The 24,965-nt window shown below is 64.0% G+C and carries 30 protein-coding genes and 1 tRNA gene; 11 read left to right on the top strand and 20 right to left on the bottom strand.

Going from position 1 to position 24,965, the window contains the following annotated elements; all coding sequences use genetic code 11:
- Positions 1–35 precede the first annotated feature (35 nt).
- The 5 genes from lolA to cysG are packed head-to-tail and all read left to right on the top strand — an operon-like array spanning position 36 to position 5,072.
- Entirely contained in the window at positions 36–659 is a 624-nt protein-coding gene (gene lolA / locus LOY51_RS17330; protein WP_110993203.1) for an outer membrane lipoprotein periplasmic chaperone LolA, read from the top strand.
- Between the two features lie 12 nt (positions 660–671).
- Positions 672–1,997 carry a replication-associated recombination protein A gene (locus LOY51_RS17325; RefSeq protein ID WP_125464653.1) on the top strand — a complete coding sequence of 442 codons (1,326 nt, stop codon included), beginning with the start codon at positions 672–674 and terminating at the stop codon, positions 1,995–1,997.
- A complete protein-coding gene (gene crcB, locus LOY51_RS17320; RefSeq protein ID WP_110993205.1) occupies positions 1,994–2,368 on the top strand; it encodes a fluoride efflux transporter CrcB in 375 nt (124 codons plus the stop codon). Before LOY51_RS17325 ends, crcB begins: the two co-directional genes overlap by 4 nt.
- A gap of 30 nt (positions 2,369–2,398) precedes the next feature.
- On the top strand, positions 2,399–3,679 hold the full coding sequence (serS, locus tag LOY51_RS17315) for a serine--tRNA ligase (RefSeq protein ID WP_258642303.1): 1,281 nt from the start codon (positions 2,399–2,401) through the stop codon (positions 3,677–3,679).
- Between the two features lies 1 nt (position 3,680).
- Complete coding sequence (gene cysG / locus LOY51_RS17310) at positions 3,681–5,072, top strand: siroheme synthase CysG (protein ID WP_258642301.1); 1,392 nt, start codon at positions 3,681–3,683, stop codon at positions 5,070–5,072.
- A gap of 113 nt (positions 5,073–5,185) precedes the next feature.
- Here cysG and LOY51_RS17305 read toward each other — a convergent pair whose 3' ends face one another.
- The 8 genes from LOY51_RS17305 to LOY51_RS17270 form a co-directional block, all read right to left on the bottom strand.
- Positions 5,186–6,148: a glutathione S-transferase family protein gene (locus tag LOY51_RS17305; protein WP_258642299.1), complete on the bottom strand. Its 963-nt coding sequence runs from the start codon at positions 6,146–6,148 to the stop codon at positions 5,186–5,188.
- 96 nt (positions 6,149–6,244) lie between these two features.
- Positions 6,245–7,246: a glycosyl transferase family protein gene (locus LOY51_RS17300; RefSeq protein ID WP_125859268.1), complete on the bottom strand. Its 1,002-nt coding sequence runs from the start codon at positions 7,244–7,246 to the stop codon at positions 6,245–6,247.
- Complete coding sequence (locus LOY51_RS17295) at positions 7,243–7,578, bottom strand: TusE/DsrC/DsvC family sulfur relay protein (protein WP_125464648.1); 336 nt, start codon at positions 7,576–7,578, stop codon at positions 7,243–7,245. Before LOY51_RS17295 ends, LOY51_RS17300 begins: the two co-directional genes overlap by 4 nt.
- On the bottom strand, positions 7,575–7,871 hold the full coding sequence (gene tusB / locus LOY51_RS17290) for a sulfurtransferase complex subunit TusB (protein ID WP_258642297.1): 297 nt from the start codon (positions 7,869–7,871) through the stop codon (positions 7,575–7,577). Before tusB ends, LOY51_RS17295 begins: the two co-directional genes overlap by 4 nt.
- The gene (gene tusC / locus LOY51_RS17285; protein ID WP_125859266.1) at positions 7,871–8,230 is read right to left on the bottom strand and encodes a sulfurtransferase complex subunit TusC; all 360 of its coding nucleotides are present in this window, start codon (positions 8,228–8,230) and stop codon (positions 7,871–7,873) included. Before tusC ends, tusB begins: the two co-directional genes overlap by 1 nt.
- Position 8,231: 1 nt before the next feature.
- Positions 8,232–8,624 carry a sulfurtransferase complex subunit TusD gene (gene tusD / locus LOY51_RS17280; protein ID WP_125859265.1) on the bottom strand — a complete coding sequence of 131 codons (393 nt, stop codon included), beginning with the start codon at positions 8,622–8,624 and terminating at the stop codon, positions 8,232–8,234.
- A gap of 87 nt (positions 8,625–8,711) precedes the next feature.
- Entirely contained in the window at positions 8,712–10,091 is a 1,380-nt protein-coding gene (locus LOY51_RS17275; protein WP_125859264.1) for a nucleobase:cation symporter-2 family protein, read from the bottom strand.
- A 188-nt stretch (positions 10,092–10,279) separates the two neighbouring features.
- Positions 10,280–10,951 carry a Bax inhibitor-1/YccA family protein gene (locus LOY51_RS17270; protein ID WP_125464643.1) on the bottom strand — a complete coding sequence of 224 codons (672 nt, stop codon included), beginning with the start codon at positions 10,949–10,951 and terminating at the stop codon, positions 10,280–10,282.
- Between the two features lie 149 nt (positions 10,952–11,100).
- Here LOY51_RS17270 and LOY51_RS17265 point away from each other — a divergent pair.
- Positions 11,101–11,188: transfer RNA gene (locus LOY51_RS17265), tRNA-Ser, on the top strand.
- A gap of 69 nt (positions 11,189–11,257) precedes the next feature.
- On the opposite strand, the gene LOY51_RS17260 is transcribed toward LOY51_RS17265, so the two are convergent.
- The gene (locus LOY51_RS17260; RefSeq protein WP_110995563.1) at positions 11,258–11,458 is read right to left on the bottom strand and encodes a hypothetical protein; all 201 of its coding nucleotides are present in this window, start codon (positions 11,456–11,458) and stop codon (positions 11,258–11,260) included.
- 78 nt (positions 11,459–11,536) lie between these two features.
- Positions 11,537–11,722, bottom strand: a complete 186-nt coding sequence (locus tag LOY51_RS17255; RefSeq protein WP_125859156.1) for a hypothetical protein — start codon at positions 11,720–11,722, stop codon at positions 11,537–11,539.
- A 376-nt stretch (positions 11,723–12,098) separates the two neighbouring features.
- Here LOY51_RS17255 and LOY51_RS17250 point away from each other — a divergent pair, with 376 nt between their 5' ends.
- Both LOY51_RS17250 and LOY51_RS17245 read left to right on the top strand, forming a co-directional pair.
- A complete protein-coding gene (locus LOY51_RS17250; RefSeq protein ID WP_125464641.1) occupies positions 12,099–12,455 on the top strand; it encodes an SH3 domain-containing protein in 357 nt (118 codons plus the stop codon).
- A gap of 464 nt (positions 12,456–12,919) precedes the next feature.
- The gene (locus LOY51_RS17245) at positions 12,920–13,114 is read left to right on the top strand and encodes a hypothetical protein (protein WP_125464640.1); all 195 of its coding nucleotides are present in this window, start codon (positions 12,920–12,922) and stop codon (positions 13,112–13,114) included.
- 136 nt (positions 13,115–13,250) lie between these two features.
- Here LOY51_RS17245 and LOY51_RS17240 read toward each other — a convergent pair whose 3' ends face one another.
- Entirely contained in the window at positions 13,251–14,150 is a 900-nt protein-coding gene (locus LOY51_RS17240; protein WP_258642290.1) for a LysR family transcriptional regulator, read from the bottom strand.
- A gap of 100 nt (positions 14,151–14,250) precedes the next feature.
- On the opposite strand from LOY51_RS17240, the gene LOY51_RS17235 reads away from it, so the two are divergent.
- Entirely contained in the window at positions 14,251–15,012 is a 762-nt protein-coding gene (locus LOY51_RS17235) for a sulfite exporter TauE/SafE family protein (protein ID WP_125464638.1), read from the top strand.
- Between the two features lies 1 nt (position 15,013).
- Here LOY51_RS17235 and LOY51_RS17230 read toward each other — a convergent pair whose 3' ends face one another.
- From LOY51_RS17230 to LOY51_RS17215, 4 genes are all read right to left on the bottom strand, one after another.
- A complete protein-coding gene (locus LOY51_RS17230; RefSeq protein WP_125859154.1) occupies positions 15,014–16,441 on the bottom strand; it encodes a GGDEF domain-containing protein in 1,428 nt (475 codons plus the stop codon).
- Between the two features lie 115 nt (positions 16,442–16,556).
- Entirely contained in the window at positions 16,557–18,386 is a 1,830-nt protein-coding gene (locus tag LOY51_RS17225) for an SLC13 family permease (protein ID WP_125859153.1), read from the bottom strand.
- A gap of 167 nt (positions 18,387–18,553) precedes the next feature.
- Positions 18,554–18,934, bottom strand: a complete 381-nt coding sequence (locus LOY51_RS17220; protein ID WP_110995555.1) for a glycine zipper domain-containing protein — start codon at positions 18,932–18,934, stop codon at positions 18,554–18,556.
- 73 nt (positions 18,935–19,007) lie between these two features.
- Complete coding sequence (locus tag LOY51_RS17215; RefSeq protein WP_110995554.1) at positions 19,008–19,193, bottom strand: hypothetical protein; 186 nt, start codon at positions 19,191–19,193, stop codon at positions 19,008–19,010.
- A 232-nt stretch (positions 19,194–19,425) separates the two neighbouring features.
- Here LOY51_RS17215 and LOY51_RS17210 point away from each other — a divergent pair, with 232 nt between their 5' ends.
- Positions 19,426–19,776: a hypothetical protein gene (locus LOY51_RS17210; RefSeq protein WP_153787143.1), complete on the top strand. Its 351-nt coding sequence runs from the start codon at positions 19,426–19,428 to the stop codon at positions 19,774–19,776.
- 8 nt (positions 19,777–19,784) lie between these two features.
- Here the strand turns inward: LOY51_RS17210 and LOY51_RS17205 are convergent, their stop codons facing one another.
- Positions 19,785–20,858, bottom strand: a complete 1,074-nt coding sequence (locus LOY51_RS17205; protein ID WP_258642285.1) for a PAS domain-containing protein — start codon at positions 20,856–20,858, stop codon at positions 19,785–19,787.
- A 138-nt stretch (positions 20,859–20,996) separates the two neighbouring features.
- Here LOY51_RS17205 and LOY51_RS17200 point away from each other — a divergent pair, with 138 nt between their 5' ends.
- Positions 20,997–21,818 carry a class I SAM-dependent methyltransferase gene (locus LOY51_RS17200; protein WP_258642283.1) on the top strand — a complete coding sequence of 274 codons (822 nt, stop codon included), beginning with the start codon at positions 20,997–20,999 and terminating at the stop codon, positions 21,816–21,818.
- A 3-nt stretch (positions 21,819–21,821) separates the two neighbouring features.
- Here LOY51_RS17200 and LOY51_RS17195 read toward each other — a convergent pair whose 3' ends face one another.
- From LOY51_RS17195 to LOY51_RS17180, 4 genes are all read right to left on the bottom strand, one after another.
- Positions 21,822–22,589: an SDR family oxidoreductase gene (locus LOY51_RS17195; RefSeq protein WP_125859149.1), complete on the bottom strand. Its 768-nt coding sequence runs from the start codon at positions 22,587–22,589 to the stop codon at positions 21,822–21,824.
- A 33-nt stretch (positions 22,590–22,622) separates the two neighbouring features.
- Positions 22,623–23,690 (bottom strand): phosphotransferase family protein, encoded by a 1,068-nt coding sequence (locus LOY51_RS17190; RefSeq protein ID WP_125859148.1) that lies wholly within the window; start codon positions 23,688–23,690, stop codon positions 22,623–22,625.
- 188 nt (positions 23,691–23,878) lie between these two features.
- Positions 23,879–24,196 carry an SCP2 sterol-binding domain-containing protein gene (locus LOY51_RS17185; protein ID WP_125464629.1) on the bottom strand — a complete coding sequence of 106 codons (318 nt, stop codon included), beginning with the start codon at positions 24,194–24,196 and terminating at the stop codon, positions 23,879–23,881.
- Positions 24,197–24,250: 54 nt separating this feature from the next.
- On the bottom strand, positions 24,251–24,964 hold the full coding sequence (locus LOY51_RS17180; protein WP_125859146.1) for a histidine phosphatase family protein: 714 nt from the start codon (positions 24,962–24,964) through the stop codon (positions 24,251–24,253).
- Between the last annotated feature and the right edge of the window lies 1 nt (position 24,965).

The raw sequence follows: 24,965 nt of genomic DNA, 5'->3' as shown, positions 1-24,965 counted from the left end.
GTGCCCGGCCCACCCACTGTTCTACGAGGATTTCCATGCGCGCGATTCGCATGCTGTTGGTTTCTGCCCTGGCTGCGGGCACTCTGTCGGCCCATGCCGGCGAGCAGGATGTGCAGCGCCTGACCCAGTTGCTGGAGAAGTCGCAGACCATTGAAGCCAACTTTTCCCAGCTGACCCTTGCCGCCGATGGTGCCAACCTGCAGGAAACCTCCGGCAAGATGACCGTCAAGCGCCCGGGCCTGTTCTACTGGCACACCAATGCACCGCAGGAGCAGGTGGTGGTGTCCGACGGCAAGAACGTCACCCTGTGGGACCCGGACCTGGAGCAGGCCACCATCAAGAAGCTCGACGTGCGTCTGAACCAGACCCCGGCGCTGCTGCTGTCCGGTGACGTGTCGAAGATCAGCCAGAGCTTCGACATCACCTCCAAGGAGCAGGGCGAAGTCATGGACTTCACCCTCAAGCCCAAGACCAAGGACACCTTGTTCGATTCGCTGCGCGTGTCGTTCCGCAAGGGCCTGATCAATGACATGCAACTGATCGACAGTGTCGGCCAGCGCACCAATATCCTGTTCAATGGCGTCAAGGCCAACCAGGCGGTGCCGGACAGCACCTTCAAGTTCGACATCCCCAAAGGCGCGGACGTCATCAAGGAGTAAGCGGAGCCCGTGATGGACCTGTTTCGAAGCGAACCCGTCGCCCAGCCCCTGGCCGCCCGGCTGCGCCCGTCCAACCTGGACGAGTACGTTGGCCAGGAGCATCTGCTGGCGCGCGGCAAGCCGCTGCGCGAGGCGCTGGAGCAGGGTGCGCTGCATTCGATGATCTTCTGGGGGCCACCCGGGGTGGGCAAGACCACCCTGGCGCGGCTGCTGGCGCAGTTCTGCGATGCGCACTTCGAAACGGTCTCGGCGGTGCTGGCCGGGGTGAAGGAGATTCGCCAGGCGGTCGAGGTGGCCAAGCAGCAGGCCGGCCAGTACGGCCGGCGCACCATCCTGTTCGTCGACGAGGTGCACCGCTTCAACAAGTCGCAACAGGACGCCTTCCTGCCCTATGTGGAGGACGGCACGCTGATCTTCATCGGTGCCACTACCGAGAACCCCTCGTTCGAACTGAACAACGCTTTGTTGTCGCGGGCGCGGGTGTATGTGCTCAAGAGCCTGGACGAAGCGGCGCTGCGCAAACTGGTCGACCGTGCGCTGAGCGAGGAGCGCGGCCTGGGCAAGCGCAACCTGCGGGTTGGCGACGAGGCCTTCAAGATGCTCATGGCCGCCGCCGATGGCGATGGCCGGCGCATGCTCAACTTCCTCGAGAACGCCTCGGACCTGGCCGACGATGGCGGTGAAATTGGCGTCGAGCTGCTGCAAAGCCTGCTCGGCGACAGCCGTCGACGTTTCGACAAGGGCGGCGAGGCGTTCTACGACCAGATCTCGGCGCTGCACAAGTCGGTGCGTGGCTCCAACCCCGATGGCGCGCTGTACTGGTACGCGCGCATGCTCGACGGCGGCTGCGACCCGCTGTACATCGCCCGGCGCGTGGTGCGCATGGCCAGTGAAGACATCGGCAACGCCGACCCGCGTGCCCTGAGCCTGTGCCTGGCGGCCTGGGACGTGCAGGAACGCCTGGGCAGCCCGGAAGGCGAGCTGGCGGTGGCCCAGGCCATCACCTACATCGCCTGCGCACCGAAAAGCAATGCGGTGTACGTGGGCTTCAAGGCGGCCATGCGCGAAGCGGCCGAGCACGGTTCGCTGGAAGTGCCGCTGCACCTGCGCAATGCCCCGACCAAGCTGATGAAGCAGCTCGGCTACGGCGAGGAATACCGCTACGCCCACGACGAGCCGGATGCCTATGCCGCCGGTGAGGACTATTTCCCCGAACAACTGGAACCGCGCCAGTACTACCAGCCGGTGCCACGTGGGCTGGAGCTGAAGATCGGCGAAAAGCTGCGTCACCTGGCCGAGCTCGACCGCACCAGCCCCCGCCAACGGAGAAAACCGTGATCGCACTCATCGCCGCCGTCAGTGCCGGCGGCATCGCCGGCACCCTGCTGCGTTTTGCCACCTCCAACTGGGTCGCTGCCAACTGGCCGAAGCATTTCTATCTCGGTACGCTGGCTGTCAACCTGGTGGGCTGCCTGCTGATCGGCCTGTTGTACGGCCTGTTCCTGCACAAACCCATGGTGCCGGTGGAGCTGCGCGCTGGGCTGATCGTCGGTTTTCTCGGTGGCCTGACTACCTTTTCTTCCTTTTCCCTGGATACCGTGCGCCTGCTCGAAAGCGGGCAGGTTCCACTGGCCTTGGGCTATACCGGTATTAGTGTGGTGGGCGGGCTGCTTGCGACCTGGGCCGGCCTCACCCTTACCCGATTTTGAACCAACACCTACCTATAACGAGAGAACGATATGCTCGATTCCAAACTGTTACGCGGCCAACTTCAGGAAGTGGCGGACCGCCTGGCCTCCCGTGGCTTCAGCCTGGATGTCGCGCGCATCGAATCGCTGGAAGAGCGCCGCAAGGCGGTGCAGACCCGTACCGAGCAACTGCAGGCCGAGCGTAACGCTCGCTCCAAGTCCATCGGCCAGGCCAAGGCCAAGGGTGAAGACATCGCCCCGTTGATGGCAGACGTCGAGCGCATGGCCAACGAGCTGGCCGCCGGCAAGGTCGAGCTGGACGGCATCCAGGCGGAGCTCGACGGCATCCTGCTGACCATCCCCAACCTGCCGGACGCCAGCGTACCGGTCGGTGCCAGCGAAGACGACAACGTCGAAGTGCGCCGCTGGGGCACGCCGCAGGCCTTCGACTTCGAGATCAAGGACCATGTGGCCCTGGGCGAAGTCAGCGGTGGCCTGGACTTCGAGGCGGCGGCCAAGCTGTCCGGTGCCCGCTTCGCTGTGCTGCGTGGCCCGATCGCCCGCCTGCACCGCGCCCTGGCGCAGTTCATGATCAACCTGCACACCGGCGAGCATGGCTACGAAGAGCACTACACCCCGTACCTGGTCCAGGCCCCGGCCCTGCAGGGCACCGGCCAGCTGCCGAAGTTCGAGGAAGACCTGTTCAAGATCAGCCGCGAAGGCGAGGCCGATTTCTACCTGATCCCGACTGCCGAAGTGTCGCTGACCAACCTGGTGGCCGACCAGATCCTCGACGCTAAGCAGCTGCCGCTCAAGCTGGTTGCCCACACCCCATGCTTCCGCAGCGAGGCCGGCGCGTCGGGCCGTGACACCCGCGGCATGATCCGCCAGCACCAGTTCGACAAGGTCGAGATGGTCCAGGTGGTGGAGCCTGCAAAATCCATGGAAGCCCTGGAAGGCCTGACCGCCAACGCCGAGCGCGTGCTGCAGCTGCTGGAGCTGCCGTATCGCGTGCTGGCGCTGTGCACCGGCGACATGGGCTTCGGCGCGGTGAAAACCTACGACCTGGAAGTGTGGGTCCCGAGCCAGGACAAGTACCGTGAAATCAGCTCCTGCTCCAACTGCGGTGACTTCCAGGCCCGCCGCATGCAGGCGCGCTGGCGCAACCCGGAAACCGGCAAGCCGGAGCTGGTGCACACCCTCAACGGTTCCGGCCTGGCAGTAGGCCGTACCCTGGTGGCAGTGCTGGAGAACTACCAGCAGGCCGACGGCTCGATCCGTGTACCGGAGGTGCTCAAGCCGTACATGGGTGGCGTCGAGGTCATTCGCTGAGATGGATTACCTGCCGCTGTTCCATAAGCTGCAGGGCGGCCACGTACTGGTCGTCGGCGGTGGCGAGATCGCCCTGCGCAAGGCGCGCCTGCTGGCCGATGCCGGCGCCGCGCTGCGGGTGGTGGCGCCGGACGTAGACGGCCAGCTCGCCGCACTGGCCCGTGAGGGCGGTGGCGAGGTGCTGGTGCGCGGCTATCAGCCATCGGATCTGGACGGCTGTCGCCTGGTGATCGCGGCCACCGATGACCCCGGGCTCAATGCCCAGGTCTCGGCGGATGCGCAGGCGCGCAGCCTGCCGGTCAATGTGGTTGACGCGCCGGCCTTGTGCACGGTGATCTTCCCCGCCATCGTCGACCGCTCACCCTTGGTGGTGGCGGTCTCCAGCGGTGGTGACGCTCCGGTGCTGGCGCGGTTGATTCGCGCCAAGCTCGAGGCCTGGATCCCGTCCGCCTATGGCGAGCTGGCTGGCCTGGCCGCGCGTTTCCGGCACAAGGTCAAGGCCTTGTACCCTGATGTCAACCAGCGCCGCGGCTTTTGGGAGAACGTGTTCCAGGGGCCGATCGCCGAGCGCCAGCTGGCCGGGCAGGGTGCCGAGGCCGAACGCCTGTTGCAGGCGATGGTCGATGGCGCACCTGTGCAGCAGGGTGGCGAGGTGTATCTGGTCGGTGCCGGCCCGGGTGACCCGGACCTGCTGACCTTCCGTGCCTTGCGCCTGATGCAGCAGGCCGACGTGGTGCTGTACGACCGGTTGGTGGCTCCGGCCATCATCGAGATGTGCCGGCGCGATGCCGAGCGTATCTATGTCGGCAAGCGCCGCGCCGACCACAGTGTGCCGCAGGACCAGATCAACCGCCTGTTGGTCGACCTGGCCCGGCAGGGCAAGCGCGTGTTGCGGCTCAAGGGTGGTGATCCGTTCATCTTCGGCCGGGGCGGCGAAGAGATCGAGGAACTGGCCGAGCAGGGCATCCCGTTCCAGGTGGTGCCTGGCATCACCGCAGCCAGCGGTTGTTCCGCCTACGGCGGTATTCCGCTGACCCACCGCGACTATGCCCAGTCGGTGCGCTTCGTGACCGGCCACCTGAAGGATGGCACCAGCAACCTGCCCTGGCACGATCTGGTGGCGCCTGCGCAAACCCTGGTGTTCTACATGGGGCTGGTGGGGCTGCCGACCATCTGTGCCGAGTTGATTCGCCATGGCCGTGCGGCCAGTACCCCGGCAGCGCTGGTGCAGCAGGGGACCACACGCAACCAGCGGGTGTTCACCGGTACCTTGGCCGACTTGCCTGAACTGGTGGCCCGGCATGAAGTGCACGCGCCGACCCTGGTGATTGTCGGGGAAGTGGTGCAGTTGCGCGAGAAGCTGGCGTGGTTTGAAGGTTCGCAAGACGTCTGAGCACTCTGTAGCACCTCGTGGGAGCGGGCTTGCCCCGCGATGGCGACAGCAGCGGCAACATTGCCCTGCGCTGTGACGCTATCGCGGGGCAAGCCCGCTCCCACGTGGGGTCTTCATTTACTCTGCCAGATGCCTTTGCCCGGCAACCGCTCCCGGTCATGGGGCTGATTGAAGTCCTGCAGTGGCCCCTTGGGCACGATGCCGTTCGGGTTGATGGTCTTGTGGCTCATGTAATAGTGCTTCTGGATATGCTCCATGTTCACCGTGCCCGCCACCCCCGGCCACTGGTACAGCTCGCGCAGCCAGTTGGACAGGTTCGGGTAGTCGCTCAGGCGGCGCAGGTTGCACTTGAAATGGCCGTGGTACACCGCATCGAAGCGCACCAGCGTGGTGAACAGGCGTACGTCGGCTTCGGTCAGGTATTCACCGGCCAGGTAGCGCTGGCGAGCCAGTAGCCCTTCCAGATAGTCCAGCTCATTGAACACCTCGTCGAACGCCGTTTCGTAGGCCTCCTGTGTGGTGGCGAAGCCTGCGCGGTAGACGCCGTTGTTCACTGCCGGGTAAATGCGCTCGTTGAGTGCATCGATAGTGCTGCGCAGCGGCGCTGGGTAGAGGTCCAGAGTATTGCCGGTCAGCTCGTCGAATGCCGAGTTGAAAAGGCGGATGATCTCGGCCGACTCATTGTTGACGATGCGTTTTTCCTGCTTGTCCCACAGCACAGGCACCGTCACGCGACCGGTGTAGTGCGGGTCGTCCTGGGTGTAACGCTGGTGCAGGTACTGCAGGGCATCGAGGTGGTCGCCGCTGGAGCCTTCCTGCTGGTCGAAGGTCCAGCCATGCTCGCCCATCAGCCAACTGACCACCGAAACGTCAATCAGCGGCTCCAGGCCTTTGATGGCGCGCACGATCAGGGTGCGGTGGGCCCAGGGGCAGGCGAGCGACACATACAGGTGGTAGCGGCCGGCTTCGGGGGCGGGCAGCGGGTTGCGTCGTTGCGAATTCTCGCGCTGGAAGGCGCCGTCCTTGCTGGTCTGGTACCACTGGTCATGCCAGCGGCCATCGATCAAAAGGCCCATGCTGGAGCTCCTCGGAACAAAGTGTTTGTCGTTGGAGCTCAGTCTAGAGCAAAGCGTTCGAACGAATAGCGCAAAGAGTGGGGTTAACAGATCTGTTTATTTGATGTTTCCACGGGCGGCCCAGTAGGCGCGGGCGGTACTGAACGCCAGCTCGCGGTCTTGGCCCAGGCCACGCAGGGCCAGGGCCATGGTCGCGACCACGGCCATTTCGCCGTAGCTGTCTTCGGCTTCGCCGCGCCAGACGGCAAGCAGGTGCTCCGGCTGCAGGCTGGCGGGCTTCACGTGGCGCTGGGCGCTCAGGGCAGGCCACTCCTCGTCCCAGGCAGCGCCGGCCGAAGCACCGTAGAGATGGCTGGTGACATCCGGGTTGATCTCGATCTCGCCACCGTCACCCTTGATCACCAGTGCGTGGTCGCCCAGCAGCCGGCTGGCCTCGCGGTGCACGGCCTGGTAACCGGGGTGGAAGATGCTCTGCAGGCCGCAGCGCGCGGCGAGGGGGTTGAGCACCCGGGCCAGCGAGTGGATCGGTGAGCGCAGGCCGAGGGTGTTGCGCAGGTCGATCATGCGCTGCAACTGCGGCGCCCAGTCCTGCAGCGGGAAGAAGGCCAGCTGGCGATTGTCCAGCGTTTGCGCAACGCCTGCCCAGTCACGGCACAGCGGGATGTCCAGCAGGCCGAGCAGTTGTTCGGTGTACAGGCGCCCGGCCGTGTGGGCGCCACCGCCGTGCATCAGGATGCGTACGCCATTACCGGCCAGGCACTTGGCCGCCAGCAGGTACCAGGGCAGGTGGCGCTTCTTGCCGGCGTAGCTCGGCCAGTCCAGGTCGACGTTGATGCGTGGTGCCTGCAGGTGGGCGCGCAACGCCTCGGTGAAGCCCGCAAGCTCCTCGGCGCTTTCCTCCTTGTGCCGCAGCAGCATTAGGAACGCGCCGAGCTGGGTGTCTTCGACCTTGCCCTCAAGCAGCAGGGTCATGGCTGCGCGGGCCTCCTCGCGGGTCAGGCCGCGGGCGCCGCGCTTGCCTTTGCCCAGGATGCGCACGAATTCGGCGAAAGGGTGTTCGGTCGGTGTTTCCAGGGTAAGCGGGCGAGGTGCGTTCATATGCAGTTGGTCGGCTTGGGCAGGCCCGCCAGCTTGGCGGCGAGTTTGGCGGGAGTGCCGTTGAACAGGCGGTTGAGGTGCGGGCTGTTGCCCTTCTCCGTGCCCAGTTTGAGCGCGGTGTACTTGATCAGCGGGCGGGTGGCTGGCGACAGCTGGTACTCGGCGTAGAACTGGCGCAACAGCTCTAGGATTTCCCAGTGGTCGGTGGTCAGGGCGATGTCTTCGCGGGCCGCCAGTGATTCGGCGACTTCGTGGGACCAGTCCTGCAGGTCGACCAGAAAACCGTCTTTGTCCAGGGCGATGGCGCGATCGCCGACAGTCAGGGTGCTCATAGCCAGCTGTTGACCTTGTCGTAGTGCAGGGTGAGTTCGACGAAGGCCGGGTAGTCCACGGCCTTGGCCAGTGGGCTGGTGAGGGCGCGGGCTTGCAGGTCTTCACCGAGGGCGTACAGGCGCTGTTCGAGGTTGGCGGCTTGCAGGGCGCGCAGGGGCTCGCTACCGGTTTTGAGCGCATAGGTGGCGTCGCCACATAGCAATATTGCGTCTTGTGGGCCGAGCAGGCGCAGGCAGCTGGCCAGGCGCTCGTCCGCGAAAGGCGAGTGGGCAATTACGTGCAGGGTCGTCATCAGAGGGTTACCACCTGGTCGAAACGGGCGATCAGCGCGGCCAGTGCGGCATCGTCGAGAACCTCGACGGGCAAAGCCAGCGTGGTGCTGTCCAGGCCGCGGCGGGCCAGGCTGTGAGCGCAGGCGAACAGCTCCTCGACGCCGAACATCGGCAAGGCCTGGAGGTTGGCGGCCAGGTTTTTTTGCTGCAGGACGTCCGGGTGCTGGTCTTGAGCCAGCTGGAACACCCCGTCGTCTAGGAACAGCATGCCCAGCGGCAGTTCGAAGGCGCCGCCGGCCAGGGCGATATCCAGGGCTTCACGGGCGGACGGGCCGCTCCACGGCGCCTGGCGGCTGATGATAAGAAGCGATTTGGCCATTTCAATCACCCCCAAAGCAGATCAAGCGGTCGGCATCCTGCGCGGCCTCGTGCAACTGGCCCAGGCCGGACAGCTCCCAAGGTGCCGGCAGGTTCACGGCCGGGCGCTGGTAACGGTTGGCCTCTTCTTCATTGAGCACGCCCCTGCGCAGGGCTGCGGCAATGCACACCACAGCGTCGAGCTGGTGCTCGCTGATGAACGCGCGCCATTGCTTGGCCACGTCGAGTTCATCCTGGGGCGCGACGATATTGGCCGAGGCGCTGTGCACCCCGTCCTGGTAGAAGAACAGCCGAGCAATTTCATGCCCGCCGGCCAGCGCCGCCTCGGCAAAGCGCAGGGCGCGACGCGAGGAGGGCGCATGCGCCGGGGAAAAGACCGCAATGGCGAATTTCATGGAAAACCCGTGTAAAGGAATGCGGCCATGATAAAGCAAAAAGCCCGCGCTGGTGGGCGCGGGCTCGGTCTGCAAGGCCGTGATCGGTCAAGCCTGTTCCTTGCTCTCCGGCAGGAACCAGTTGAGCACCAGGGCGCAGATGCCGCCGGTGGCGACGCCCGACTCCAGCACGTTGCGCAGCGCCGCCGGCATGTGTGCGAGGAACTCCGGCACCTGAGCCACGCCAAGGCCCAGGGCCAGCGACACGGAAATGATCAGCAGCGCCCGGCGGTCGAGGCGGGTGCTGGCGAGGATGTTGATACCCGATGCGGCAACTGCACCGAACATCACCATGGCCGCGCCACCCAGGACCGGCTCCGGCACCGCCTGGATTACCCCGGCAACGCTGGGGAACAGGCCCAGCAGCACCAGCATGGCGGCGATCCAGATGCCGATATGGCGGCTGGCGATGCCGGTCAGCTGAATGACGCCATTGTTCTGGGCGAAGATCGAGCTGGGGAAAGTGTTGAACACGCCGGCCAGCAGCGAGTTGGCGCCGTTGACCAGCACCCCGCCCTTGATCCGCTGCATCCACACCGGGCCTTCGACCGGTTGGCGCGAGACCTTGCTGGTGGCGGTGACATCGCCGATGGCTTCCAGCGAGGTGACCAGGTAGATCACCAGCATCGGAATGAACAGCGCCCAGGAGAAGCTCACGCCAAAGTGCAGCGGCGTCGGCACCTGGAACAACGCGGCCTGGTGCATGCCGGTGAAGTCCAGGCGGCCCAGGTAGCCGGCCAGGGCATAGCCCACGGCCAGGGCGATGACGATGGCGCAGCTGCGCATCCATACCACCGGGATACGGTTGAGGATGACGATGATTGCCAGCACCACACCCGACAGCAGCAGGTTTTCGCCGTTGGCGAAGGTGCCGTTGGCCATGGCGCCGAAGCCGCCGCCCATGCTGATCAGGCCGACCTTGATCAGGGTCAGGCCGATCATCAGCACGACGATACCGGTGACCAGCGGGGTGATCAGGCGTTTGACGAAGGGCAGGATGCGCGAAACGCCCATCTCTACGAACGAACCGGCAATGACTACGCCAAAGATGGCCGCCATCACGCCTTCTACCGGCGTGCCCTGCTTGACCATCAGTGCGCCACCCGCGATCAGCGGGCCAACGAAGTTGAAGCTGGTGCCCTGCACGATCAGCAAACCGGCGCCGAACGGCCCAAAGCGCTTGCACTGCACGAAAGTGGCGATGCCGGAGATCACCAGCGACATGGACACGATCAGGTTGGTATCGCGAGGCGAGACCCCCAGCGCCTGGCAGATCAGCAACCCTGGGGTAACGATCGGCACGATGATCGCCAGCAGGTGCTGCAGTGCCGCCAGCAGGCCGATCAACAGGCGAGGCTTGTCCTCAAGGCCCAGGACCAGTTCGTTGGCAGGCGCCGCCGCGCCCGGCCCGTGTTCGTGTGAACTCATGGGAAATGCTGCCCCGGAAGAAAAAAGGAGCGCATTCTACGGGCTGAATCCCGATAGGGGTAGAGGTTAGGAAGATAGCGTCACAATCGCAGATGAAGCTGACTTAAAGGTCAGTTTGTGCGGCGTTTTCATCGGCCACGAAAAAGCCCGCCGAAGCGGGCTTTTCCTGGCTACTCGACGGGTTTGAATCAGTCGTCGCGGCCCATGATGCCGAACAGCTGCAGCAGGCTGATGAACAGGTTGTAGATCGATACGTACAGGCTGATGGTCGCCATGATGTAGTTGCGCTCGCCGCCATGGATGATGGCGCTGGTCTGGAACAGGATGCAGACCGACGAGAACAGTACGAAGCCGGCGCTGATGGCCAGTTGCAGGCCGCTGATCTGGAAGAAGAAGCTGGCCAGCACGGCGCCCAGCAGGACGAAGAAGCCAGCGGTGATGAAGCCACCGAGGAAGCTCATGTCCTTGCGGGTGATCAGCACGTAGGCCGACAAGCCGCCGAAGACCAGTGCGGTCATGGCGAATGCCGAGCTGACGACTTCGGCGCCACCGCTCATGCCCAGGTAACGGTTGAGGATCGGGCCGAGGATGAAGCCCATGAAGCCGGTGAGGGCGAAGGTCGATACCAGGCCCCAGACCGAATCACGCAGCTTGGCGGTGAGGAAGAACAGGCCGTAGAAGCCGATCAGCACGACGAACACGTTGGGATAGCGAAAGCCCATCTGCTGCGAGACGAAGGCCATGATGCCGCTGAAGGCGAGGGTGAGCGCCAGCAGGCTGTACGTGTTGCGCAGGACCTTGCTGATCTCCTGCTGCTCGACCTGCTGGCCGTGGTGGACGGCGTAATCCTGTTCGCGCATGGCGACACTCCTTTGGTGTGTACCCAGGCGTTGAAGCCTGGCGAATGAAACGTATGGTTGCTGGAGCATACCAGAGCTGCCGCAACCCGCGACACAGAGAGTTTGACAGCTTGTTACATTAAGGTATTATTGCCGCCGCAAAACCAGCTGGAAGCGTGGCCGAGTGGTTTAAGGCAACGGTCTTGAAAACCGTCGATGGGCAACTATCCTAGAGTTCGAATCTCTACGCTTCCGCCACTTTCAAAGCCCTGATTATTCAGGGCTTTTTGCGTTTTCGGGCATAGTCACCCCCGCCGAATTCCCCCATCAGGCACCCTGCCCGAACGTCGCATTCAAAAACCACAACTCCAGCACCGCAACCAGCACGCAGAAGGCCACGAAGCCACGGGTGAACACCCGGCGTGGCTTGTCGAAACTTGGCCAGTTGAGCAGTGCATTACAGAGATTGCCGATGGCTTCGAAAATGCTGCCAATCGCGCTTAGTAAACTATCGAGTGCGTCGTGCACGTGTCGGATCTTCCTGGTGCCTGAGGGTGAGCCCTAGGTTACCACCATCAAGGCCAAACGCTCGCCCAGCCCCTGTGTTCACTGCAGCGTCGGTGACCTGAAGGGTGAGGCCATGTCAGCCAGCGTCAGTTCGATATGCGCGATCAACCCGGCGAGGTGATCTGCCTTTTCCAGTTGGCCGTGTGCCTTGAGCCGCACCAGCTCCTGGCGCAGGTTCAGCAGATGTTTTTGCAGGGCGAGGGCGGAGGTGTGGTACTGATCCATGTCGATCTCATATGAAGGGCCTCCTTGCCGTTGTTAGTGCCAACGAAGGTATCAGCTCATTCCGCGTGCCAATACTGATCATTCATACACGCTTCCTGAATTGGCGATAACTCGGCTACAGAACATTCAGATTGGTCCTACGAATAGATCAGGGCTTGATTTTTGGGTGTCCCCCAACGGTCGCGCCAGAAGCCTTGGCATGGTTGGGCTTAAGCCATACACGCAGCGTCGATAATGAACCTGACGCCGTAGGACGTCTTCGAATGAGTTGAAACGATATGTTGCAATTGACTTGCGCGGGAAGTTGCCGGCCCCGGCGATCCCGCGTTGGCGGTTTCTGCTAGCATCGACGCTTTTCACCGCCAGGGAGAGGCATGTGAAGTACGTCGTGATAGAGCACCACCGCAGCGAATACCCCACCCCCATCACCTTCGCTGGCGGCACGTTGCTGGACATCGGTCAGCGCTACGAGGGCGAGGAACCTTGGCAGGACTGGTACCTGTGCAGTTGCAGCGGGCAGGCGCCGGGCTGGGTACCGGCGCAGGTGATCGAGCGGATCGGCGTCGACCGGGGCAGGGCGGTGGAGGCTTATTGCGCCCATGAACTGGACATCGACCCGGGCCAGCAGGTCGAGGGCCTGCGGCCACTGAACGGCTGGCTGTGGTGCCGCAACTTGCGCAACGGCGAACTGGGCTGGTTGCCGCAGGAGAAACTGCGCTTGCTGGGCTGCTGAAAGAACATCTGATCTGCTTTTTTTCCACGAACCTGAATCTGTAACCGTATCAGCGCCGAGCCGACAATACCTTCCAGGCCCGGCGCTTGCGAACCGGCAAGCACCGGGCCGGTTGCGCTGCTCTGCACCCGCATCGGCCGGCCCCGCTGTTCCGTCATCACACTGTAGAGGTTCCGATGGGCAAGCTTGCTCTGTTCCTGGGTGGTTTTCTGCTGCTGACTATCATGATCGGTTTGCTGGGTACCATTCCGCCAGGTTGAAAACCTGCGCTTCATCCCTCAGCCCGTCTGGCATCAAGGCGGGCTCGATTTTCTCCCTTCGGCCCTTGGCCATTTGCCGCAGTCGTCTAGACAGGCGGTAGCTGCAAGTCATTCTCAAGTGCAAGGTGCTCGTGTACTCTCCCGCCCCCGTAAAAAGGGCCCGGGAACACGGGCCGATCACTTGCCTTGGAGACAATACGCACTATGGAATGCAAGAAAGACACTGCAGCGATGCTGGAGTGGCGCAGTCGCTATCTCGCAGAGGGCATCCTGCATGAGGAGGACTACGATCAGGCGCTGCGCAGTGCCGAAGCGTTGGAGCATTCTGGAGTGATCAGTGCAAGTGAATGGATCGAAATGGTCAGGTTGGCCAATACGGCGTTGCTCAAGCTCAGATAAATCCTGCAAGCGTTGCTGAAACTGTCCACAAAAAACGTGGGTAGGTCTGTGGATAAAGTTCTCTGGGCCTTGTGGTCCGTGGCCTCTGTCAAATTGAGCAGAAAGTGAACAGCGTTTTCACCCTCTGTTTTTGTGCTCACGGACGCGCGGCGCGCAGGGCCTGCAGCAGCTCGCGTACCCGCGCCGGCACGTCGCCTGTCGGGTACAGCGCATGCATCTGCGGGTCCTGGCCGGTGCTGGAGGTCAGGTGGTAATCGGCGCAGACCCGCACCAGGCGCCCTGCGCGCACCTCGGGTTCGGCCAGCCAGTCGGCCAGCCGGGCGATGCCGGCGCCGGCCAGGGTGCTTTGCAGCACCGCGACACCTGAACCCAGGCGCAACCGTGGTTGTGGCCGCAGGCTGGTGATATGCCCCTCGCGGCAGAAGTGCCAGGCCTTGAGGATGCGTGGCGCGGTGTGCAGGATCAGCGCGTGCCGCTCCAGATCCTCCAGCCCCTGGGGTGTGCCTTCGCGAACCAGGTACTGCGGGCTGGCATACAGGTGTCGACGGTAGCTCCACAGCGGGTAGCCGATCAGCTCGCTGGACTGGGGGAATGCGCCGCGGATGACGAAGTCGAGCTTGCCAAGCAGTGGGTCGAGCGCCTGGTCGCTGAACTGCACATCGAGGGTCACCTGAGGATGACGCCTGGAGAACTCGGCCAATACCTGCGGAAGTACCTGCTGCGCCAGAACCTCGGGTGCGGCCAGGCGGATCCAACCCTGCGCGCTGCCCGCCAGCGCGGCCAGTTCGTCGGCGGCATCGCGTTGCACATCCAGCAAGCGCTCGGCGTGGGGCAGCAGGCGTTCGCCGGCTTCGGTGAGGGTCACGGTGCTGGCGCTGCGGTTGAACAACTTGGCGCCGCTGTTATCTTCCAGCGCCTGCACTGCGCGGGTAACGGCGCTGGGGGAGCGGCCCAGGGCGCGGGCTGCGCTGACGAAGCTGCGCTTGTGCGCAACGCTGACGAATGCTTGGATCTCACGCAGCATATCCAGGGCCATGGGCTTATCCTTGTTGCAGTTTTCGCAACGTGGCATTTCAACACAAGCGCGGCCCTTTGATTAGTCTGGCGGCCTGCTTATTGCCGCCTGGACTGCCGACATGATGGATATCGCCCTGCTTTCGCTGTTTGCCTTTGCCGCTGGCTTGATCGACGCCGCCGTGGGTGGCGGCGGGCTGATCCAGATCCCGGCCCTGTTCAACGTGTTGCCCACTGCACAGCCGGCCGCGTTGCTGGGTACCAACAAACTGGCGTCGGTCTGTGGCACCAGCTTTGCGGCGCGTTCGTTCATTCGCAAGGTGCAGCTGGACTGGGGGCTGATCGTCCCGGCGGCGCTGAGCGCCTTCGTCATGTCCTTCTGCGGCGCGGCCACGGTGTCGCTGGTGCCGGCCAGCGTGATGCGGCCGATGGTGCTGGCGATGATCGTGCTGATGGCCGTCTACACCTTCTGCAAGAAGGACTTCGGTACCTTGCACAAGCCCACCGTCATCGGCCGCAAGGAGCAATGCCTGGCGGTATTGATCGGTGGCGCCATCGGTTTCTACGACGGCCTGTTCGGGCCGGGTACCGGCAGTTTCCTGATCTTCCTGTTCATTCGCTTCTTCGCCCTCGACTTCCTGCATGCCTCGGCCTCGGCGAAGCTGGTCAACATTGCCACCAACCTGGCGGCACTGGTGTTCTTCATCCCTTCGGGCAATGTGCTGTGGGCGATTGCCCTGCCGATGGCGCTGTTCAATATCCTCGGCGCGCTGACGGGCACTTGGCTGGCGGTGCGCAAGGGGGCGGGGTTCGTGCGCGGGTTGTTCCTGATCCTGCTCTGTGTGCTGATCGCCAAGCTGAGCTGGGACCTGTTCAGCGGCTGAGTCAGACCACTATCTGGCGCTGGGTCTCGGCCAGCTCGATACGGTTGCGGCCGTGGGCCTTGGCGCGGTACAGCGCCTGATCAGCGCTGGCCAGCAGCACGTCGAGGCTGGGCGCGGCAACGTCACTGCTGCAACCGGCGATACCGATACTGACCGTGATCTGCAGGCGCTGCCCGGCCTGGGCGAACTGCAGGTCCTGAACGGCACGGCGCAGGCGTTCGGCAGTGAACCTGGCCAACTCCGGCGCCAGCCCCGGGACGACAATGGCGAACTCTTCGCCACCCAGGCGGGCGAACAGCTCGCCGTCATGCAACTGGTCCTGCAGGGTGTCGGCAAACTGGCGCAGTACCAGGTCACCCACCGCGTGGCCGTGGCGGTCATTGATGGTCTTGAAATGGTCGATGTCGAGCATCATCAGGGTCAACGGCAGGGCCGGAGCCTGCTGCTGACGGCTGTCGAGCAGGCCGTTGGCGCGGCGGGTGAAGGCGCTGCGGGTGAGGGTGCCGGTGAGGTGGTCGATGGTGGCCTGGTGCGCCATGCGCGCCATCAGGCTGCGGTTGGCATTGCTCACGCAGGCCACCACCAGCGGGCCGAGCACCAGCATGGCGATGCCCAGGCGTGCCGACATCAAGGTGGTCACGCCCGGCTCGCTCTGCGGCACGCTGAAGTGCATGAGGTTCTGCGCCACGGCAACGATCAAGGTGCTGCCGGCAGTGAGGGTCAGCAACGAAACGAGAAAAGGCGAGTAGCTCAAGGCGCACCACAGCAGGGCGGCGATCGGGAAGGCAATCGCCCCAGGCCCGCCGAAGAAGATGCTCAATGCCAGCGAGGCCAGCAACACCAGCAGAGGGGCCATGGAGATTGGCTGGCTGCCGCTGCGGGTGAAGGCGCGGGGCGAGGGGGCGGTGAGCAGTACCGGCAGGACTAATACGCTGGTGGAGAACTGCTCGCTGAACCAGGCCAGCCAGGTGGCGCGCAATGACTGCTCGAACCACGGCGCGGCCATGACGCAGGCCAGGCTGGCAGCCACCATGCCACCGACAGCGCAGGCGCCGAACAGGCACAGGGTGCCGTGGGGTGTGCGCAGGCGCCTGTGCACCCGTGGCAAACGGGCCATCAGGTACCAGATGCTGAGGATGGCGCCAAGGTTGCACAGGTTGAACCACAGGGCCGGTTGCCAGGCGGAGCCGGTGACCAGGTCGGCAGCGACCATCCCCAGGTAGATCAGGCCGAAGCCGAGCACTGTGGCCTGGCGCGGGTTGCGCAGCAAGACCCCGGCCAGCACGGCGTTGACCGGCCAGAATAGCGACAGGGATTCGATCGGCCTGGCCAGGATACCCGTAAGTGTCAGGGCGAGCGTCAAGCCGAACAGGATGGCTAAAGGCAGCAGGCGCGACGGAACTGGAGACACCATAAGCTCGACCGACAAGCGAAGACGGAATCCAGGAAAACGGCCGTAGGCACCTGGGGCAAAGTCGCGTCAGTTTGTTTCAAGTCGCCAATTGATGTCAATTCGCCGGGAATTTCCTGAATACTGTGTCAGATTACAAGCCAAAAACCCATGGCACCATCAGCACGGTCACCAGCATCACCAGCAAGGTGAACGGCACCCCGACCTTGACGAAATCGGCAAAGCGGTACTGCCCGGGGCCCAGCACCAGGGTGTTGACGGGCGACGATACCGGGGTCATGAACGCAGCCGATGCCGCGAGCGCGACCGTCATGGCAAACGGGTAGGGCGACATGCCCAGCTGTTGCGCGGTGCTGATGGCCACCGGCGCCATCAATACCGCCGTGGCGGTGTTGGAAATGAACAGGCCGATGACTGCGGTGACAGCGAACAGGCAGGCGAGAATCGCGCTTGGCCCGGCATCGCCGAGCAGGCTCACCAGGGCGCCCACCGCCAGGTCGATGCCGCCGGTCTTCTGCAGCGCCAGGGCGAACGGCAGCATGCCGACGATCAGCACCAGGCTCTGCCAGTGGATGGCGCGATAGGCGCTGTTCATATCGATGCAGCGCCCCGCGCCCATCAGCAGGCAGCCGATCAGCGCGGCGAGCACGTTGGGCACCAGGCCACTGACCATCAACCCGACCATCACCGCCAAACTCAGCAGGGCATAAGGCGCCCGGGCGCTTGCGGGTGCCACCTGGTCGATCTCGGCCGGCAGGCTCAGCACCAGGAAGTCGCGGGGCTTGGCCTGCAGCTGGCGCACCGCTTTCCACGGGCCGACTACCAGCAAGGTGTCGCCCAGGCGCAGCTTTTCTTCAACCAACTGTTCCTCGATGGCCAACTGGTCGCGCCGCAGCCCCACCACGTTGAGGTCGTAGCGGGTACGGAACGCAAGTTCGAGGATGCTCTTGCCGATCAGTTGCGAGCCTGGCGGCAGCGACACTTCCGCCATCCCCAGTTCCTGGGACTGGTCGATGAAGTAGGCCGCCTTGAAGTGCAGCGGCTCCAGTTGCATGGTCTGGCACAGGCTGCGCAGGTCGTCGCGGTTGGCGAACAGGTCGAGCAGCAGGATATCGCCCTGCTGCAGCACGGTGCCCGAGTCGGCGGCGATCACCCGGGTGGTGAACTTGTGCTGGCGTTCGATGCCGACCACGTTGGCGCCATGCCGAGTGCGCAGTTCCAGTTCGCCCAGGGTATGGCCGATCAGTGGCGAGTGCGGGCGAATGCGCAGGCGGCGTTCGCGGCCGTTGAGTTTGTAGTCCAGCACCAGGTCGAGCAGGGTGCGGCGGGTTTCCACCCGGCCATCCTTGCGCACTTCGCCATTGAGCCAGTGGCGGGTCAGCAGCATGTAGCCGATGCCCAGCACCAACACCACCAGGCCGAACGGGGTGAAGCTGAAAAAGCCGAAGCCGCTTTGCCCGTGGCGCATCAGCTCGCTATGCACGACCACGTTGGGTGGCGTGGCCACCAGGCTTAGCATGCCGCTGATCAGCCCGGCGAAGCTCAGCGGCATCATCAGCCGGCTGGGTGAGAGCTTCAGGCGCGCGGCAATGCTGAGCACCACCGGGATGAAAATCGCCACCACCCCGGTGGAACTCATCACCGAGCCCAGGCCGGCCACCGCGACCATCAGCAGGACCAGCAGGCGCGCCTCGCTGTTGCCAGCACGCTCGCTCATCCATTCGCCGATGCGGTAGGCGATGCCGGTGCGTACCAGGCCTTCGCCGATCACGAAAAGTGCAGCGATCAGTACCACGTTGGGGTCACTGAAACCGGCCAGGGCCTGGTCCACGGTAAGGATGCCGGTGAGCGGCAGGATGAGGATCACCAGCAACGCAACCACGTCCATGCGTGGGCGGTTGATGATGAACAGCACGACGACGACGGCCAGCAGGCCGAGGACCCAGAGCAACTCTTGGTTCATGGGGAGGGGGTGTTCCTTCACACAAGGGCGCGAAAAGCGATGGCCCTAGTGTGGCAGCTTGACGCGAATGCGTCGTTGACGTGCTGCAATGTTTTGCCGGGCGAAACGATCGCGGGCGGTGCGGCCATGTAACAAGCCTGCACCGCCCGCGAGGGTGTCAGCGTCGATCAGTGACGGTGCTTGTGCTTGCGGTTGCTGTCACCCATGTGGTTGCCGATGGCGCCACCGGCTGCGCCGCCAAGGCCTGCGCCGATGGTCGAACCGTTGGAGCCGCCGAGCTTGCCGCCGATCAGCGAGCCGCCTGCCGAACCCAGGCCGCCACCAATAGCCGCCTCGGTGCGGTTGCCCTTGCGTGCGCCGACGGCACTGCCTGCCGCGCCGCCCAGGCCTGCGCCGATGGCGGCGCCGGTACTGCCGCCGATCTGTTTACCGACCACGTTACCCAAGGCGCCGCCCAGGCCGCCGCCGATGGCCGCGGTACCGTCACCGGCGAAAGCACCCTGGCAGAGCAGCAGGCCGAGGGCGAGGGAAGGCAGAGTCAGACGCATGTTGTGAACCTCAGAGGAATCATCAGGGTGGGGTGCCGCCTTGCGGGCGGCGAATCAAGGTTGGGAAGACGCTTCAGCGCTGGTAACGGTCACGGTACTGACGATCGTCGTCGTCATCGCGATCATGGCGGTGGTGATGGCGGTGGCCGCGATCACCGTCGCGCCAGCCATCATCATCGTCGTGGTAGTGGTGGCTGTAGCAGCCGCCAAGCAGCAGCACGGCGGTGATCAGCGAAAGGCTTGCGAGGCGAGTCTTCAAGATATAGGTCCTTGATCGGTAAAGGTTTACCGGGTACTCGCTGAGACCTTGGTCGATCGATTTGGTTTCTTTACCCCGCAAAATATTGGTGCCCTGGCGATAAGCGGCATCCAGGGCAGGGCGGGAGGACGAAACGTCGTGCCCATGGCCCGCACTGAATCAGGTCGGGACAGACGCCGAACCCTGGTTTGCCGTGCTAGAGTCGCGTTCTTTTTTGTCCCGAGGATGGAACATGCGAGCGATTCTGCCGATGACTGTGGCGCTGCTGCTGGTGGGCTGTGCGTCGTCGACCATGGAGGCAGCGCGTAACGGCGCACCGACCGCGCGCCTGGACTCGCACAAGACCCCGGATGTGGTCGCCCAGTGCATCCAGTTCAGCTGGCAGGAAGAGAAGACCTTCGGCGTTGATGCCAGCGGCTACCTTGAAGCGCGCAAGGCGGGCGGTTTCACCGTGTATACCCGCGAGGCGGAGTCGTTCGTCGATGTCTACGCCCAGGCCGGCGGCACGCGGGTGGACTACTACGCCCAGCACAACGACGGCATGGCCCTGCAGCGCCGGGCGGCAGCGGCGACCTGCCTGTAAGGCTGCGCTCAGCGCAGTCGCGCCTCCAGCCCGGCAATATGCGCCTGCAAACGCTCATGCTCCTCGCGCTCGGCACCGATGTCCTCGAACACGCTGATCAGGTGCTCCGGCTGGCCATCGGCATGCCGTTGCAGCGAAGTGCGCGCGCGCACCCAGATAAAGCGGCCATCCTTGTGCCGCACGCGTTTTTCCACTTCATAGCGCTCGATTTCGCCGGCCAGCATGCGCCCTAGCAGCTCGAGGTTGCCCGGCAGGTCGTCGGGGTGGGTCAACTGCTGGAAGGTCATGGCATACAGCTCGGCCTCGCTGTAGCCCAGCAATTCGCAGAGGCCACCATTGACCCGTCGCCAGGTGCCGTCCGGGTCGATATAGGCCAATGCCCCCCAGGCCAGTTCGAAGATCGCGCGAAAGCGTTCCTCGCTCTGGCGCAGGTGTTCTTCCGCGACCTTGCGCTCGGTGTTGTCCATGCTGATGCCGACCATCTTCACCGGGCGCCCGACGCTGTCCTGCAGCACCGTCGCGCGCGAGGCGATCCAGCGCTGGCTACCATCGGGCCGGGTGATGCGAAAATCACACTCGCAGCCAGTGCCTTGCGCGACCGCCTGGGCGTACATGCCCTGCATGTGGCGGGCGTCGTCGGCGTGGATATGGGCCCAGAAATCCTCGTTGCGCCGTACCGGCCAGCCATACACCGCCTCGACGTTGGGTGAGTAGGTGACCTCGTCGCTGACCAGATTCCACTCCCAGGTGACGATGCGCGCGCCTTCCTGGGCCAGCTTCATGCGCATTTCGCTCTCCATGATCTCGGCGGTGTAGCGTCGGCGCACATCGGTCATCGGCAGCTCGACCACCTCGGCCTGCTGCACGCTGTGCAGGGCTTCCTCGCCGTAACGCAGCCAGATCCAGTTGACCTTGAGAAAGTCCGCCAGCTTGCGCAGGTTGTCGTAGTCGATCTCGCCGCCGCGTGTCCATTTGTGCACTGCCGTGCGCGATATCCCCAGGGCCGTGCCAACCGCTTGCAGGGTCAGCTTGTGGTGTTCGAGCAGTTCCTTGAGGCGAAAGGCGAAGCTGTTTTCCGTCATGGGTGCTGGATCCTTGGGCGGGGGCCGAAGGCCGCAGTATACCTGAGCTGTCAACCTGAGGTTGACGGGTATTGCCGTGCCTGAGCAGGGGCGGTTAACGTGGCAGCCGACTCCATCAGGACAGGGATGTACTACCGCATGAGCCGATCACTGGAACTCAATCGCGCCAGTTGGGATGAGCGCGCGCCGCTGCACGCGGCCTCGAAGGATTATGAAGTCGAGACATTCGTCCGCGACCCCGGACACCTGTCCGAGGTCGTGCGTTTCGACCTGCCGAGGCTGGGCGAGCTTCGCGGTTTGCGCGCGGTGCACCTGCAATGCCATATCGGTACCGATACCCTGTCGTTGGCTCGGCTTGGCGCCCAGGCCTGGGGCCTGGATTTCTCGGCGGCGTCGCTGGCGCAGGCGCGCAGTTTGGCCGGGCGCTGTGGCGCGTGCATCGAGTATGTGCAGGCGGACGTTTATCGTGCCGAGCAGGTGCTGCCGGCAGGCCGCTTCGATCTGGTCTACACCGGCATCGGCGCCTTGTGCTGGTTGCCTGACATCGAGCGCTGGGCGCGCACGGTGGCGGCCTTGCTCAAGCCGGGCGGGCGCCTGTTCCTGCGCGATGGCCATCCGATGCTGATGGCCGTCAACGAGGACCATCAGGACCGGCTGCAACTGGACTACCCGTATTTCGAGCGTGAAGCGCCCACGGTGTGGCACAGCGACCAGACCTACGTGGACACCGACCAGGCGCTGGCCCAGACCGAGACCCATGAGTGGAACCACGGGCTGGGCGAGGTGATCAGCGCACTGCTGGGCAATGGCCTGCGGCTGACCGCCCTTGAGGAGCACCAGAGCATCCCCTGGGAGGCGTTGCCGGGGCAGATGGAAAAGGGCGCCGACGGTGAGTGGCGCCTGATCGAAGCCCCCTGGCGCCTGCCGCTGAGCTACACGCTGCAGGCGCTCAAGGGCTGAGCCTCAGGACAGGTAACCGCCATCGACATTCAGTGCGGTGCCGGTGGTGTAGCTGGACGCGCTGCTTGCCAGGTACAGCACGGCGCCGGCCATTTCGCTCGGGTCGGCCACGCGCTTGAGCGGGATATGTTGCAGGGCGGCGTTGAGGATGCTGTCGTTCTTTACCAGTGCCGAGGCGAACTTGGTGTCGGTGAGGCCCGGCAGCAGGGCGTTGCAGCGGATACCGAAAGGTGCGCACTCCTTGGCGAACACCTTGGTCATGTTGATCACCGCCGCCTTGGTCACCGAGTAGATACCCTGGAACAGGCCAGGCGATACGCCGTTGATCGAGGCCACGTTGATGATGCTGCCGCCGCCGTGCTCGCGCATCAGCTTGCCGGCCTCCACCGACATGAAGAAGTAGCCGCGGATGTTCACGTCGACGGTCTTCTGGAAGGCGCCCAGATCGGTGTCCAGCACATTGCAGAACTGCGGGTTGGTGGCGGCGTTGTTGACCAGGATATCGAGGCGGCCGAACTGCTCGCGGATCCCGGCGAACACCTGCTGGATCTGCTCCATCTCGCCGATGTGGCAGGCCACCGCGGTGGCCTTGCCGCCAGCGGCGATGATCGCCTCGGCCACCTGCTGGCAGCCGTCGAGCTTGCGGCTGGAGACGATCACATGGGCGCCCTGCTGGGCCAGCAGGTGGGCGATGGCTTCACCGATGCCGCGGCTGGCGCCGGAGACGAATGCGATCTTGCCATCGAGGTCGAACAGCTGGGTCTTGGACATGCTTGTATTCCTTGTTGTCTGTCGCTGCCGGGTTTACAGGCGGGATTTGTCGATCAGTTGCAGGCTCATTTGCTCCAGCAGGCGGTTCATGTGGATGAACTGGGCGAAGCGTTTGTCCTGGGTCTGGCCGTGGAAGAAGCGGTAGTAGATCTGCTGCACGATGCCGGCCAGGCGGAACAGGCCATAGCAGTAATAGAAGTCGAAGTTGTCGAGGGTGATACCTGCGCGCTCGGCGTAGTAGTCGACGAACTGTTGGCGGGTCAGCATGCCTGGTGCGTTGCTGGGCTGGCGGCGCATCAGTTGCACCGGTGCCGGGTCGCTGGCCTCGATCCAGTAGGCCAGGCTGTTGCCCAGGTCCATGAGTGGGTCGCCAATGGTGGCCATCTCCCAGTCCAGCACGCCGATGATGCGCATGGGGTTGTTGCTGTCGAGGATGACGTTGTCGAAGCGGTAATCGTTGTGCACGATGCCAGGGCGCGGGTGGTCGGCCGGCATTTTTTCGCGCAGCCAGGCAATGACTTGCTCCCAGCGCGGCGCATCGGGCGTCAGGGCCTTTTCATAGCGGCTGGCCCAGCCTTCGATCTGGCGTTGCACATAGCCTTCCGGCTTGCCCAGGTCGGCCAGCCCGCAGGCGTTGTAGTCCACTTGGTGCAGTTCGACCAAACGGTCGATGAAGCTCTTGCACAGGGCTTCGGTGCGGGCAGGGTCCAGGTTCAGTTCGACCGGGATATCCGAGCGCAGGATGATGCCGTTGACCCGCTCCATCACATAGAACTCACCGCCGACCAGCGATTCGTCGGTGCAGTGCACGTAGGCTTTGGGGCAGTAAGGGAAGCCTTCGTTGAGCCGGTTGAGGATGCGGAACTCGCGGCCCATGTCATGGGCCGATTTGGCCTTGTGCCCGAACGGCGGGCGGCGCAGCACGAACTCCCGCTGCGGGTAGGCCAGCAGGTAGGTAAGGTTGGAGGCGCCACCAGGGAACTGGCTGATGGTCGGCAGGCCTTCAAGGCCGGGTATGTGATCCTTCAGATAGGGATCGATGACGGCGGCATCGAGTTCTTCGCCGGGGCGGACCTGGGTGGACTGATCGGTGATCGTCATGCGATTTCCTTATGATCAATAACAAGGACTATTGGCTAATCTAATTTCCCATGGCTGTTGGTACAAGCGTGCCAGGCGCTTATTGGTCGGGGTGTTGCCGGGCGATCAATGGCCTTGATGCTGGGCAGGCAAAAAAAAACCGAAGCGCAGGACGCTTCGGTTTTTTCATTCGCAGTTCGCGTTGCCGATCAGGCCGGGAACAGCTCGCTGAGCTTCATCGACAGCATCATGTCGCCTTCGACGCGCAGCTTGCCGCCCATGAAGGCCTGCATGCCATCGGTGTCACCGCTGACGATGCCCTTGAGGGTTTCGCTGTCCAGCACCAGGGTGCAGTTGGCGTCGGCGTTCTCGCCTTCCTGGATCTCGCAGGTGCCGTCCTTGACGAGCAGCGCGTAGTGCTTGTCTTCGTCGGTGATGTTGAAGCCGAACACCAGGTCCAGGCCGGCGGCAGCGGCGGGGTTGAATTTCGCTTTCATTGCCTCGACGGCTTTTGCTACATCGCTCATGGTGTTTTCCTTATTAAGTGATATTCAAGTCCGCAGGGACAAAACAGGCCGGGCTCATCGGTAGGTGATGAGCTCCGGCGCCCTCAGCAGCTGCACGTGGGCTTGGCTGTTGAAGGAGGCCAGTACCACGTCACGGCCACGGAACTTCAGGTGGCTGAGCGACGTGTTGATGATCTGCCAGTTCAGGGCGAAGGCCTGTGCCGGCGTGATTGCGCAAGTCAGGTGGAGCAGGGCGGCAATGGTGCCACCCGAGGTGAACAGGGCGATGTTTTCACCGCTGGCAGCGCTGTCGAGCAACCGCTGCAGCCCGTCACCCACCCGGCCAGTGAAGGCTTGCCAGGTTTCCAGGTTGTCGTCGTGGGCATGCTCGCCCGCGTGCCAGCGCTGTACCATCAAGGCGAACAGGCGCTGGAACTCACTGCGGTTCTGCGCAGCGTTGCGCAGTACGTGCAGCGCTTCGGGCTCATCGGCCAGCAGGCCGGGTAGCAGGGCGCGGATCACCCCGTCGGCATCGAATTCGTTGAAGGCCGGGTCGGTCTCGATGGCAGGGGCCTGGCTGCCGTTGGCGTGCAAGGCTTGCAGTGCCAGGCGGGCGGTATCCTGTTGGCGGCGCAGGCTGCCAGCGACGCAACGATCCAGGCGCAGCCCGAGTTGGCCGAGGTGCTCGCCCAGCGCCAGGCTCTGACGCTCGCCTACGGCCGAGAGGACGTCGTAGTCGGCGGCACCGAAAGAGGCTTGGCCATGTCGGATCAGGTAGAGGTTGCCCACG

The sequence above is a fragment of the Pseudomonas sichuanensis genome, assembly GCF_024749065.1.
GTDB classification, from domain to species: domain Bacteria; phylum Pseudomonadota; class Gammaproteobacteria; order Pseudomonadales; family Pseudomonadaceae; genus Aquipseudomonas; species Aquipseudomonas sichuanensis.
This window is presented reverse-complemented; position numbering and strand designations above follow the sequence as displayed.

What these genes read in the sequence shown, in the direction of transcription:
- LOY51_RS17210 (WP_153787143.1), top strand. Translation starts at nt 19,426, where the DNA reads ATGCGAGCGATTCTGCCGATGACTGTGGCGCTGCTGCTGGTGGGCTGT.
- LOY51_RS17235 (WP_125464638.1), top strand. Translation starts at nt 14,251, where the DNA reads ATGATGGATATCGCCCTGCTTTCGCTGTTTGCCTTTGCCGCTGGCTTG.
- LOY51_RS17325 (WP_125464653.1), top strand. Translation starts at nt 672, where the DNA reads ATGGACCTGTTTCGAAGCGAACCCGTCGCCCAGCCCCTGGCCGCCCGG.
- LOY51_RS17200 (WP_258642283.1), top strand. Translation starts at nt 20,997, where the DNA reads ATGAGCCGATCACTGGAACTCAATCGCGCCAGTTGGGATGAGCGCGCG.
- LOY51_RS17240 (WP_258642290.1), bottom strand. Translation starts at nt 14,150, where the DNA reads ATGGCCCTGGATATGCTGCGTGAGATCCAAGCATTCGTCAGCGTTGCG.
- LOY51_RS17300 (WP_125859268.1), bottom strand. Translation starts at nt 7,246, where the DNA reads ATGAACGCACCTCGCCCGCTTACCCTGGAAACACCGACCGAACACCCT.
- LOY51_RS17225 (WP_125859153.1), bottom strand. Translation starts at nt 18,386, where the DNA reads ATGAACCAAGAGTTGCTCTGGGTCCTCGGCCTGCTGGCCGTCGTCGTC.
- LOY51_RS17245 (WP_125464640.1), top strand. Translation starts at nt 12,920, where the DNA reads ATGGAATGCAAGAAAGACACTGCAGCGATGCTGGAGTGGCGCAGTCGC.
- LOY51_RS17195 (WP_125859149.1), bottom strand. Translation starts at nt 22,589, where the DNA reads ATGTCCAAGACCCAGCTGTTCGACCTCGATGGCAAGATCGCATTCGTC.
- LOY51_RS17220 (WP_110995555.1), bottom strand. Translation starts at nt 18,934, where the DNA reads ATGCGTCTGACTCTGCCTTCCCTCGCCCTCGGCCTGCTGCTCTGCCAG.
- LOY51_RS17205 (WP_258642285.1), bottom strand. Translation starts at nt 20,858, where the DNA reads ATGACGGAAAACAGCTTCGCCTTTCGCCTCAAGGAACTGCTCGAACAC.
- serS (WP_258642303.1), top strand. Translation starts at nt 2,399, where the DNA reads ATGCTCGATTCCAAACTGTTACGCGGCCAACTTCAGGAAGTGGCGGAC.
- LOY51_RS17185 (WP_125464629.1), bottom strand. Translation starts at nt 24,196, where the DNA reads ATGAGCGATGTAGCAAAAGCCGTCGAGGCAATGAAAGCGAAATTCAAC.
- tusB (WP_258642297.1), bottom strand. Translation starts at nt 7,871, where the DNA reads ATGACGACCCTGCACGTAATTGCCCACTCGCCTTTCGCGGACGAGCGC.
- cysG (WP_258642301.1), top strand. Translation starts at nt 3,681, where the DNA reads ATGGATTACCTGCCGCTGTTCCATAAGCTGCAGGGCGGCCACGTACTG.
- LOY51_RS17190 (WP_125859148.1), bottom strand. Translation starts at nt 23,690, where the DNA reads ATGACGATCACCGATCAGTCCACCCAGGTCCGCCCCGGCGAAGAACTC.
- LOY51_RS17295 (WP_125464648.1), bottom strand. Translation starts at nt 7,578, where the DNA reads ATGAGCACCCTGACTGTCGGCGATCGCGCCATCGCCCTGGACAAAGAC.
- LOY51_RS17270 (WP_125464643.1), bottom strand. Translation starts at nt 10,951, where the DNA reads ATGCGCGAACAGGATTACGCCGTCCACCACGGCCAGCAGGTCGAGCAG.
- LOY51_RS17275 (WP_125859264.1), bottom strand. Translation starts at nt 10,091, where the DNA reads ATGAGTTCACACGAACACGGGCCGGGCGCGGCGGCGCCTGCCAACGAA.
- tusC (WP_125859266.1), bottom strand. Translation starts at nt 8,230, where the DNA reads ATGGCCAAATCGCTTCTTATCATCAGCCGCCAGGCGCCGTGGAGCGGC.
- tusD (WP_125859265.1), bottom strand. Translation starts at nt 8,624, where the DNA reads ATGAAATTCGCCATTGCGGTCTTTTCCCCGGCGCATGCGCCCTCCTCG.
- lolA (WP_110993203.1), top strand. Translation starts at nt 36, where the DNA reads ATGCGCGCGATTCGCATGCTGTTGGTTTCTGCCCTGGCTGCGGGCACT.
- LOY51_RS17255 (WP_125859156.1), bottom strand. Translation starts at nt 11,722, where the DNA reads ATGGATCAGTACCACACCTCCGCCCTCGCCCTGCAAAAACATCTGCTG.
- LOY51_RS17305 (WP_258642299.1), bottom strand. Translation starts at nt 6,148, where the DNA reads ATGGGCCTTTTGATCGATGGCCGCTGGCATGACCAGTGGTACCAGACC.